The following is a 10,833-nucleotide window of genomic DNA, read 5'->3' on the forward strand; positions in this document are numbered from 1 at the left end:
CGAAATCTCCTTGTAGGTTGATTTAGAAGATAGAAACAAGTATCGATGCCTACGAAATCCGCACAATCGTATATAAAGCTGGAAAGCAAGTTCGGAGCGTTTAATTACGAACCGCTTCCCGTCGTATTGCACAGAGGGAAAGGGATCTACGTTTGGGATACCGATGATAAAAAATATTTTGATTTCCTGTCAGCTTATAGCGCGGTTAACCAAGGTCATTGTCATCCGCGTATTATAGAAAGTTTAATCGAGCAAGCACAGCGCTTAACTTTGACTTCTCGCGCTTTTCATAACGATCGGCTCGGTCCCACCGAGAAATTTCTCTGCGAAACCTTCGGCTTCGATCGAATGCTCCCTATGAATACGGGAGTGGAAGCCGCCGAAACGTCGGTAAAACTCGCGAGGAAATGGGGCTATCAAGTGAAGGGGATTCCCGCCGACCAAGCGAAAGTGGTATTCGCTTCCGGAAATTTTTGGGGAAGAAGCCTGGGCGCAATTTCCGCCTCTACGGATCCGAATAGTCGGAACCAATTCGGTCCTTTTCTCCCGGGCTTCGCGACAATTCCGTACAACGACATTTCGGCATTGGAAAGAGAATTAGAAGATTCGAATGTTGCTGCCTTTATGATAGAGCCGATACAGGGAGAGGCAGGGGTTATCGTTCCGGATCCCGGATACTTGAGCAAATGCAAAGAAATCTGTAAAAGTAGAAACGTCTTGTTGATTTTCGACGAAATCCAGACCGGCTTGGGTCGAACCGGCAAATTGCTCGCTGGAGATCATGAAAGCGTAAAACCGGATTTGCTTGTTTTAGGAAAGGCACTTTCGGGAGGAACCTTGCCCGTGTCCGCCGTATTATCCTCCGACGAAGTAATGTTGACCTTAAAACCCGGAGAACACGGATCCACTTTCGGAGGAAATCCTCTTGCTTGTTCCGTGGCTAAAACCGCCGTGGAAGTCTTGCTAGAAGAGCAGCTTTCGGAAAATGCGGAGGCCCGCGGGATCGAATTCAGACAAGAAATGGAATTGCTACAAGGTGACTATCCGGACAAGATCAAACAAGTCCGAGGGAAAGGTTTGTTAAACGCCGTCGAATTCTTCCCCGGAAAGGAAGGATCTCTCGCGAAAAAAGTCTGTTACGATCTCTTGGAGAAAGGACTCCTCGCAAAGCAAACCCATGATCACACGATCCGATTCGCTCCCCCCCTATGCATCAACAGGGAGGAGATAGGAATCGCCTGCGATAAGATCTCGGAATCTGTGCGTAAAACCCTTGACGGATCCTCTGGATAAGTCCATAACCTTGAGACATGCAAGTGAACGAGGAAAAATACATTCGGGTCTGGAAAAAAATGAATGTAGGAGAAGTGACTTCTCACCTCCTCATCATAGACGACCTGTACGGGACTTGCGGAAACTGCAAACACCTCGGTTTGAACTATACGAAAGACAAGTCTTGCCCTAACTGCGGAACGAAATTTAAATACATAGCAAGTAACCTAAAATCCCCGGGAGAACTCGCAAAAGTTCTCGCAAGGATCGAAAAAGAAAAACTGGACTTCACTCTCATCGATCGTGAAGACTATAATCTATCTAAGGCCAAAGACGCCGTCAAAGATCTGTTTAAGTCCACGGAATAAAATCGGCCTAGGTCGAGGAATTTCCTTCTAAAGTCCTTCTCAATCCTTTTAGACTTTCTTCCAGATTCTGCAGTGCGGGCAGTAGCTTTTCGCCGTCTACAAAGGACGAATCTCCCGCAGATTCCAGCTCCTGATAGAGGTCTGCCGCGAGACTTCGAAAGGAGGCTTGGACAAAGGTAAAAGACTCCTCCAGGTTCCTGGGGGCCAAGGCCCTTTTCCGCAATCGAACTCTCCGTCCGATTCCGACCAGAAATCGCGAAAGCAAGAATCCGTACGCGGGTAACAAGAGGATTACGGCAGTTTTGACCGTCGCAAACAAATCCCAAGACTCGGAAATCGAATGTTGTAGAAAAGATCTGATTCCTGAAACCGCCAAAACGGCAATCGTATAGTTGATCCTTGGAGAAGAGGGAGAAAGGCTGTTAAAAACGACCAAGAGCGGGATAGAAAAGAGTAGAACCAGAACCAAGTCCAACGGAAAGATGCTGGAAACTAATTCCAAAAAATCAACGATGGCGTTATAGGTTTTGACCAGGTTGTCAATGGATTGGCTCAACCTGTCAAAGTCCGCCTTCAGATTGGAGAAGAACTGGGTGATCTGGCTCATGAATTTACTCCGCAAAATTCCGGGATGGGAAAAAGGAACCGTCCTACTCGGAAAGCTGCAAGAATTTTCCTTTACTAAGAAGCTCTTTATCGTCTATTCGATTTTTGCTTTATACTTCCTTCTTTACCACGAATCTCATTTACCGTTGTTTTGGATGGTCAGTTTGGCCCTAGTCGGCTACTTGGTCTCCACATTATTGTTTTGGGGAATCGTTTACTCCTATAGAAAATTAGAAACTAAAGTCGAAATCCCTGCAATCATCACGGAAGTAGGAATCTCGCGCCCAACTACCGCGCTAGTTCCTTGGATCGAAGTAGGGCTTTTCCTAATTTCGATACTGATCTGCTACTCGACCGAATTTTTCGCAAACAGATCCGGGCTACTGTTTTTCATCATTTATTGCATCGGTGCGCTTTCAGTCCGATTTTTAGAGAATAAAATCTACTATAAAGCGGGCTTTTTAGGAGTCCTGATTCTTGCTTCCGGTCTCGGCAGCTTTAAGGCTCTGCAATTCACCGAAAATTGGGTGGCTTATATTCTATTTAAGCCTGCCTTCCAGGAAAAGGATCTGACTCACTGGAATTTTGACGAGAGTACGAGAACCGTCTCGAATCCGGAATTGAAGCTCTCTCTAAAACTTCCGGAAGATTTTTATTTCCACAACCCCAAAAACCTAACATGGGAAAATAAGACGGGAACCGGGCAGATTGCCGGAATCATCTCGACCAGTGATTCTGACCCGAACCGTTATCCGTACATCCGTATCTTTTACGTTCCGCAACCGTACGTGGAGATAGATCCTTTAATCTCCGAGTTTAAGAAGTACCTGGACCTATTAGTAAGCCGGGGAGATATCGAGGAACTGAACGAGCTGGAACACGAGGATTTCAACAACCGATATTCCGGCAAGTTCTGGACTTTTTACGATGTGCTAAGACCGCGTTATGCGAAAACCGGGATCTTCGTACTTTCGGAGACGAACGAAGGAGATTCCCTCCTTTTTAACGTGACCGAAAGTCTGATCAAAGATCGGAGACATGAAGAATCGGTGGAATCTATTCTTACGAGCGTTCATAGAGAATAAACGGATTCAAACTTTTAAGTAGCTCAAGTGATTAGCGATATGCATCGCATGAGCCGATTCATATTCTTCTTTCGAAAGTTTGCCATAGGCAAAATGAGGAGCGAACTCGCCTTTATGATTGATAAAAGATTCCATGGATTTCCGAAGATTCGCTATCCCTTCTTCCAAAGTTCCCTGTTTCGGCAATTCGGGTGCGCCGGGAATCGGCGCATTCAAATCATGGGACATTTTTCCCCGGATCGAAAAGCTGAACAACGCTAGCTTTCCAAGAGTGGATTGAAACAATTCCGATTTATTCTCGGGATAGCCGACGATAGAATACCGGATACTTTCCGCACAATGTACGAGAACCTGAAAGGGACTCCAATCTCCGTAAGGCACGATTTTTCCGGCTCGACTCAAATTTTCGATTTCATGATCGGCCTCCTCCAAAGAACGGAATCTAAGATTCCGATCCGAAGTACCTCCGGCAACATTCGTACTACACGATTGCAATAAAATCGAAGAACTAGACAGACAAACCGTAGCTAGCGTAAGGCCCGCACCCGACCTTAAAAATTCTTTACGATCGATCTTCTTTTCCATTCAGGTCCCCGTATCAAAATGATGGAGAACTATAAAATATTCCTTACGCTTGTCCAGTACGTTGTGGAGCGCTCCGCAGAAAACTCTACGACTTCAACGGGAAGGAGTCTTTTTCTCTTTTAAAAGGTCGGTTTGGATTACCGACAAAGGATCCAGCATCGTTCCATGAACCCGCAAACCAAGATGAAGATGCGGTCCCGTGGACATTCCCGTACTCCCTATTTTTCCTATAAGATCCCCTTTCTTGACCTTATCTCCCGATTTTACAGATAGCTCGGATTGATGCATGTACAAGGAATAAATCTCCGAACCGTGATCGATAACGGTGAAATTTCCTTCATAATGCATCGGTCTGGCAAGAACCACCGTCCCGTCGTTGATAGCACGGATCGGCTCTCCGATTCCGCCTTTGAAATCCACTCCGCCGTGGGGTTTTCCTTTTTCCTTATTATAGATCCTTCTTTTATAAAACGGGCTATTCAGTACCGGATTCGATACCGGATAATCGAAGTCTGACGATATCTGCAAATCCGTTTTCGTTTGGAAGGCTTTTGCTTTCGCTTCCGAGCATTCGCGTATGAATGCCATAGTCTCCTCCGGAAGCGAGGCCGAAGTGTATTGTTTGTCCATGGTAAGATGAGAAACTTTGGTAGTGGCGAACGATGTTTTAGAGATCGGAATCTCGTATTTCTTGGATTCGCTTTTTCTAAAAAGGTTCTTTTCCGTAATTTCTAATATTCCGGAAGATTTGGAAAATTCCGGAGATACCGGTATAAAAACGTAAAATACTCCTTCTTTTTTGGAAACAAGGAGTTCCTGCCCGTCCCAAGCCACACGGATCCGATCCAATTTGGAAAAAATATCCGGAATCGGACGGATAGAAAGAAGCAGCAATTCTCCTTGAGCAAATTTTCGACCGACAAGGCGAAAGGAAAATAAGGACTCTTTTTTTTCTACGATTTCACCTGCCGATCTTTTATTCGCTCCGGCTCGCGGACCGGAGGAGCCTTTTTTCGAAACTCCGGCTTTCGTTTTTTTCGAAGAGGTATTTTCGGCGATCGTCGTGGCGATTTTTTGATCCTTCGCTCCGGCCGCTCCCGCTTTGGACTGAGCATGACTCTGCCAAGTAGAGAGGAGGCAAATGATCAAAACGATTCCGAACTTTTTCGGTAGGATAGTTCTCTTCTCCATGAAAATACCTTTTAATCTTCGGATTTTCGCAGTCGTTCGTGCGGAAATTTTTCCTATGAAAATTTTGGACGAGACCGAACCGATTTTCATCTCTTTGAATTTTCCCGATCGCATCCGAAACCGATTCGATCGAAGAGAATCCCATTTTTTTCGATGAGTTCCCCTCCATTATGTCCCTTAGAATCTTCGGCAATGAATTTCTCCAAAAAACCCCTCATAAAATTTCCCAATCAACCGATGGATGGAAAAGGACGCAAAATATGACGAACCCAAAAGAGGAATGGTTGGAGCGGATTTATTCCCTGTTCGAGGAAGAGATCCGATTGTACTCGGAAATTCTGGAATTGGAGAAGGAAAAAGCGACGGCGATCGGTAAAGCCGACGGGAAATCGTTGGAAAGAATCGCAAAGAGAACGTATGAACTGATCGTTCATGCCAGCGAGATCGAGCGGGTTCGCATGAACACCATCCAAGAAGTCCATAGCACAAGAAACTCCGACACCGAGGGAATTTCTCCCTCTGTTACTCTTACCGAATTCCTGAATCGGTTGGATCGAGAATCGGGATACAAACTGAAACATTTAGGCACGCAACTCAAAGACGTAGTTCATAGACTCAAAGACCGGATCAAGGCGAACGATAAACTGATCCGCACTAGGCAGGAATTCCTGAAAGCGACGATCGATGCAATGAGAGAAAACTCTAAAAGCGGAGAAGTCGCTACATACGAGGGTGAAAGCCCGATGAATTCCAGGACGAAGAAAAAAAGATCTTCTGTTCTGGTAAACGCCTCCGCTTGAGGCAGTAAGGAAAAAGGGGGGAGAGAAAATGGGATCCACATTCTCCGGATTGGAAATCGGCAAACGAGGTTTGACCGCCCACCAACAAGCTCTGCAAACGACGGGGCATAACATATCAAACGCCGACAATAAGCATTATTCCCGCCAAAGGGTCGTACTTCAAGCTACAGATCCTCTATACGAGCCTTCCTTAAATAGGGCCCATTTGCCCGGACAAATCGGACAAGGGGTGGAAATTGCCGCTATCGAAAGAGTCCGGGACAATTTCATAGACGATAGGATCATAGAGACTTCGGGAGTTAAGGATTACTGGGCGGCGAAAAACGAGTATCTCTACCAGACGGAAACGATCTTTAACGAGCCGAACGGAACGACCCTTAGGACTTTAATGGATAAATTCTGGTCTTCTTGGGAGGAATTATCTAATTATCCCGAGGATAACGCTCATCGTTCCGTCGTTCTGGAAAAAGCCCAGGGCCTCGGAAGCAGAATGGAAGACGTATTCAGAAAGCTCTCCCAACTTCGGGATCAGGCCAATCGGGAAATCGAATCGCACGCATTGCATCTGAACGTCATCGCCGAGAACATAAGAACTCTGAACGAAAGGATCTCCAAGTCCGAAGCTTTAGGAGATCGTCCGAACGATCTGTACGACAAAAGGGATTCCCTTTTGCAGGAACTTTCCGGTTTAACGGATATTACGATCGGTAGAAGCGACGAAGACGAATTGATGGTCTTTATCGGACAGCAGATCCTAGTTCAAGGCGGAAAAGCCAACAAAATAGAGATCCTCGGAAATCCGGGTAAAGACGGTCTTCTGGATCTTTATTGGCAGACGACCGGAGATCCTGTTTTACTACGAAAAGGAAGATTACAGGGATTGGTGGAAGTCCGAGATTCCATTTTAAGGGAAAAGATCGATCAAGTGGACGCGCTGGCGGTCAACGTGATGGACGTGATTAACGAGATCCATAAAGACGGGTTCGGAATCAACGGAAACACCAACCAGAACTTTTTCGAAATCAGATCTTTGGCCCTCAACACGTTCGGAGAATACGATTCGGACGGAGACGGCCAAAACGATATCACCGCGATTTTCCGGGTTTCGGGCAAGAACACGTTGGATCCGGATAGACCGATAGGTATCGGTGGAACTCTGACTTTCCATAAACCGGACGAAAAAGAAACCTCCGTCTTGGTACCTTACTCGGCAAACGACACTTTAAACGGTATCATTAAACGAATCAACGCGTCCAAAGTAGGGGTCGTGGCTTATATGAACCACGACAACCAACTGGCCTTAAAGGCGACGGTCGCCGAGGATTCCCCGAAACGGAACTTTATCCTGAGACACCTAGAAGATTCCGGAGATCTTCTCGTAGGCTTGACCGGAATTCTGATGGCGTCCGGGCCGGCGGGAGCCTACGATTACAAACGGCTAGGAGAAATCACGAAGTTGCAGTCCAAGCCGGAAGACATTACGCTTTCTCCGCATTTTCATCCTTCCTCCCATTTTAGGATCAGCGAGCAAATCGCCAGTAACGTGGCCAATATCGCAGCCGCGAGAGGAAAAGACGTCGGAGGAACCGGAGATTATAATTCACCCGGCGGACACAAAGACGGAAGAAACGCGCTCTTAGTCGCGTCGGCTCTTCGAAACAATCCTGTTATGGTGGACTACTCCAAAACGACTGACGATTTTTATAATACTCTCGTTTCAAAATTAGGTACGGAAGCCAGGGAAGCCAAACAAGAGTGGGGCATCCAAACGGATTTGATGACCGAACTCGAAAATATGAGACAATCCGTTATGGGAGTAAGTCTGGACGAAGAGATGGCCAATATGGTCCAATTCCAGCACTCGTACAACGCTGCCGCAAAGATGATCAATACCATGAACGAAATTCTAGATACGATCATCAATCGGCTAGGCGCATAAATTTTCCGCGGGAAATAGCAAGGAGGCTAAGCCATGATGCGGATCACTAACATGATGCAGAACAACACTCTCGTGAGGACTTTGAATCGTCACCAATTGGCACTTGACGAGACCCAAAATCAATTGGGTACCGGCCAGAGGATCAAAACTCCTTCCGACGATCCGGGAAGGGCCACGAACCAAATGTTCTTCCGCTCTCGTATAAACGAATTAGAAACTTTTCAATCGAACATAGACGACGGTTTCGGCCGACTGCAGCAGATAGACGGAGAATTGGACCGTATCGGAAATCTTTTCCAGAGGGCCAGGGTTCTTGCTGTGCAAGCTTCAAACGGTATTTACCAAGGGGACAAAGGTTTCGAATTGGAAGTAGCGGTCGGCAAGGAGATCGACGAGCTTTTACGCGCCTTAGTGGATATTGCGAATACCCGAGATGCGACGGGTCGCCCACTATTCGGAGGACATGTCATCGAACGTCCGCCTTTCGAACCCATCGAATCTAAAATCAAAGGTCTCCAAGGACTCGAACTGAAGAACCAATATATAGGCGTGGAATATCGCGGGGATATCGGAGAACAGATCCGGGAGATCGAAAAAGGGGAATACATACCCGTCACGGTTCCGGGAAACAAAGTTTTCTGGGGAACGAACATGAGTGTTACTAGCCGCGTGGATAACTCCGGTTACGTCGCAGTATCCGATCAGAAATTCAAGATCGATGGCGCCGAGATACTGGTGTCAGCAGGCGATACTATCGACGACATCATTGATAAGATCAACAACGCTCCGATAGAAGTCAAAGCGAACAAACTGGCTCAAGACAATATCAGCCTTAGCTCGACGGCTCCCCATCAAATTTGGTTGGAAGACACGGAAGGCGGAACGGTACTTCGGGATATTGGCCTTATCGACCCAGCGAATTCGGAGCCGCCCAACAATTACAGTAAATCCGCAACGGTAACGGGACTATCCGTATTCGATGTGCTGATACAGTTCAGAAACGATTTGATCCAGAAAGACCAGGAACGGATTTCCGGAAGAGATATCCAAGACTTGGACCTTGCACTGGAAAACGTTCTTCGTTATAGGGCGATCACCGGTGCCAGAATGAATCGATTGGAAGAACATTCTCAGAGAGTGGAATTCGATAAATCTTATATGACCGAGTTGCTTGCTAAGAACGAAGGCATAGATTTCCCGGAAACCATCATGAATCTGAAGTGGTTGGAAACGATCCACCAGTATGCTCTGAATGTGGGGTCCAAAATCATTAAACCTACTTTGATGGATTTTCTAAGGTAATACAACCCGGGAATTTTCGTTGTAGGAAGCCAAATTAACGTTTAAACTAACGGGATCCGAAAGGATCCCCGTAAAAAGGTCGGTTATGGTTGAAATCCAAAGCAAACCCTTCGGAAAAATTCGAATATCTGAGCGCCAAATGATCCGTTTCCCCGAAGGACTCTTGGGATTCGGGAATTATAAAAACTTCGCCTTGATCGAAGAGGAAGAGGAATCCGTCTTTAAATGGTTGCAGTCCGTGGACGAAGTGGAACTAGCTTTCGTGGTCATTCCTCCGTCTTTATTTAAGAAGGAATACGTACCCGTATTGAATCTCGACGAACTTTCTCAGATAGGTATAGCGAACGTATCCGAAGCGCTTGTTTTAGTGATCGTAACCATTCCGAACGACGATCCTGCCTCTATGACGGCAAATCTCCAAGGTCCGATTTTAATCAACAAAACCGACCTAACGGGCAGACAATACGTTTCCAGAAACGAGAACCATTCGGTTCGCGAAAGGATTCTGGAAAGCGCAACCGTGGAGATGTCATAAGTGCTCGTATTAGCAAGAAGAACAAACGAATCGATCATAATCGGAGACGATATCGAAATCGTTATCGTAGACATCAAAGGCGATCAGGTAAAAATAGGGGTGAAGGCCCCGAAAGAAGTTTCCGTACACCGGGCCGAAGTATACCGCGAAATCCAAGCCGAAAATAAAAAAGCGGCAGGAACGAAAATCAAGCCGGAGGAACTCGGTAAAATTGGCAACATTCTTAAAAAAGGCGATACGAATAAAAAAGATAAGACTTAGAACCTTTCCCATCTTATTAAGCCTCGCTCTTCTCTCCTGGGAATGTCTTTCCTTGCAAAGGAAAGAAATGGCCACCTTGTCGGATTCCGTCGTTCTGTTTTATATCCATAAAAGTCGTGAGACTCCCGAATTTTTAGAGCCTGAAACTTGGCTACCGCTCGCTTCCACCGTGTTAAGAGAAGTTCATTTCGATTCTGACGAAAAAGCCGCCTTTCTGCAAAGATGGGAATCTTTGTTCAAATATCTAGGAATCAGCGATAATATCGTCGGTGCAAAGGAACCGATCCGTCTTTTCACGGAGGAAGAATCCCGAATTCTGGGTGAACTATTATACAAAGCGGAGAAAGAGATCCCGGACGGAAGTCCCAAGGCGTACCAGATCATACTAAAAAGGGAAGACCAGCTCCGGCCCGGATTGAGAATCAGACGTACGGTTTTCTATCTTAGAAACCGTCTAGATTGCATGCTCTTCGAGTTCGGAGAAATCGGGCAAGTCGTGGATTTCCAAACGACTTATGCATTGCGAGACTGGATCCTTTACCCGATTCGCGAGCCGGAAATTGCTCCCACAAACTCCGTTTTTTTACCCGAGATCCGACCTCTCGGTTTAGAGTATGCGGAACCGATTGCGGGCAGAAACGCCACGAATAATCGTCTTTGTATCCGTCCGAATTTTTGGACCGAAAAAAAACTTTCAGAACCCGAATCCGTTTCCAAGACGAAACCTCCAAAAGAAGCAGCAGATCGTCTGAAAATTTTAAAAGACCTCTTGGAAAAGCGCCTGATTACGAAAGACGAATACGAACGTAAAAAGACCGAGATTCTGAAAGATCTCTAAGACTATTTCTTTCCGTAAAACTGCGGGATGGATCATAAACTAGATTAAAAG

12 protein-coding genes are annotated in these 10,833 nt (G+C 46.2%); 9 read left to right on the forward strand and 3 right to left on the reverse strand.

Annotated elements, in window-relative coordinates:
* Nucleotides 1-45 precede the first annotated feature (45 nt).
* Both rocD and EHO60_RS04900 read left to right on the forward strand, forming a co-directional pair.
* Complete coding sequence (gene rocD / locus EHO60_RS04895) at nucleotides 46-1,293, forward strand: ornithine--oxo-acid transaminase (RefSeq protein WP_135767043.1); 1,248 nt, start codon at nucleotides 46-48, stop codon at nucleotides 1,291-1,293.
* 17 nt (nucleotides 1,294-1,310) lie between these two features.
* Entirely contained in the window at nucleotides 1,311-1,640 is a 330-nt protein-coding gene (locus EHO60_RS04900) for a hypothetical protein (protein WP_135767044.1), read from the forward strand.
* A 7-nt stretch (nucleotides 1,641-1,647) separates the two neighbouring features.
* Here EHO60_RS04900 and EHO60_RS04905 read toward each other — a convergent pair whose 3' ends face one another.
* Nucleotides 1,648-2,247, reverse strand: a complete 600-nt coding sequence (locus EHO60_RS04905) for a hypothetical protein (RefSeq protein ID WP_135767045.1) — start codon at nucleotides 2,245-2,247, stop codon at nucleotides 1,648-1,650.
* Between EHO60_RS04905 and EHO60_RS04910 the strand changes: the two genes are divergently transcribed.
* Nucleotides 2,246-3,331, forward strand: a complete 1,086-nt coding sequence (locus EHO60_RS04910) for a hypothetical protein (protein ID WP_135767046.1) — start codon at nucleotides 2,246-2,248, stop codon at nucleotides 3,329-3,331. The two genes, EHO60_RS04905 and EHO60_RS04910, sit on opposite strands and share 2 nt — an antisense overlap.
* 6 nt (nucleotides 3,332-3,337) lie before the next feature.
* On the opposite strand, the gene EHO60_RS04915 is transcribed toward EHO60_RS04910, so the two are convergent.
* Both EHO60_RS04915 and EHO60_RS04920 read right to left on the reverse strand, forming a co-directional pair.
* Nucleotides 3,338-3,916, reverse strand: a complete 579-nt coding sequence (locus EHO60_RS04915; protein WP_135767047.1) for a DUF1569 domain-containing protein — start codon at nucleotides 3,914-3,916, stop codon at nucleotides 3,338-3,340.
* A 93-nt stretch (nucleotides 3,917-4,009) separates the two neighbouring features.
* Nucleotides 4,010-5,107: a M23 family metallopeptidase gene (locus tag EHO60_RS04920; RefSeq protein ID WP_425460269.1), complete on the reverse strand. Its 1,098-nt coding sequence runs from the start codon at nucleotides 5,105-5,107 to the stop codon at nucleotides 4,010-4,012.
* Nucleotides 5,108-5,367: 260 nt separating this feature from the next.
* On the opposite strand from EHO60_RS04920, the gene EHO60_RS04925 reads away from it, so the two are divergent.
* The 6 genes from EHO60_RS04925 to EHO60_RS04950 all read left to right on the forward strand — a co-directional run bounded on the left by EHO60_RS04925 (nucleotide 5,368) and on the right by EHO60_RS04950 (nucleotide 10,782).
* Nucleotides 5,368-5,907, forward strand: a complete 540-nt coding sequence (locus EHO60_RS04925) for a flagellar protein FlgN (RefSeq protein WP_135767048.1) — start codon at nucleotides 5,368-5,370, stop codon at nucleotides 5,905-5,907.
* A gap of 28 nt (nucleotides 5,908-5,935) precedes the next feature.
* Nucleotides 5,936-7,846, forward strand: coding sequence for a flagellar hook-associated protein FlgK (gene flgK / locus EHO60_RS04930; RefSeq protein ID WP_135767049.1), 1,911 nt, complete (start codon nucleotides 5,936-5,938; stop codon nucleotides 7,844-7,846).
* A gap of 36 nt (nucleotides 7,847-7,882) precedes the next feature.
* Nucleotides 7,883-9,148, forward strand: a complete 1,266-nt coding sequence (locus tag EHO60_RS04935; protein ID WP_135767955.1) for a flagellar hook-associated protein 3 — start codon at nucleotides 7,883-7,885, stop codon at nucleotides 9,146-9,148.
* 85 nt (nucleotides 9,149-9,233) lie between these two features.
* Nucleotides 9,234-9,683, forward strand: coding sequence for a flagellar assembly protein FliW (gene fliW, locus EHO60_RS04940; protein ID WP_135767050.1), 450 nt, complete (start codon nucleotides 9,234-9,236; stop codon nucleotides 9,681-9,683).
* A complete protein-coding gene (gene csrA / locus EHO60_RS04945) occupies nucleotides 9,684-9,944 on the forward strand; it encodes a carbon storage regulator CsrA (protein WP_135767051.1) in 261 nt (86 codons plus the stop codon).
* Nucleotides 9,895-10,782 carry an SHOCT domain-containing protein gene (locus tag EHO60_RS04950; protein ID WP_135767052.1) on the forward strand — a complete coding sequence of 296 codons (888 nt, stop codon included), beginning with the start codon at nucleotides 9,895-9,897 and terminating at the stop codon, nucleotides 10,780-10,782. Before csrA ends, EHO60_RS04950 begins: the two co-directional genes overlap by 50 nt.
* The last annotated feature ends 51 nt before the right edge of the window (nucleotides 10,783-10,833 follow it).

Origin of the sequence: Leptospira fletcheri (genome assembly GCF_004769195.1) — a bacterium.
GTDB classification, from domain to species: Bacteria; Spirochaetota; Leptospiria; order Leptospirales; family Leptospiraceae; genus Leptospira_B; species Leptospira_B fletcheri.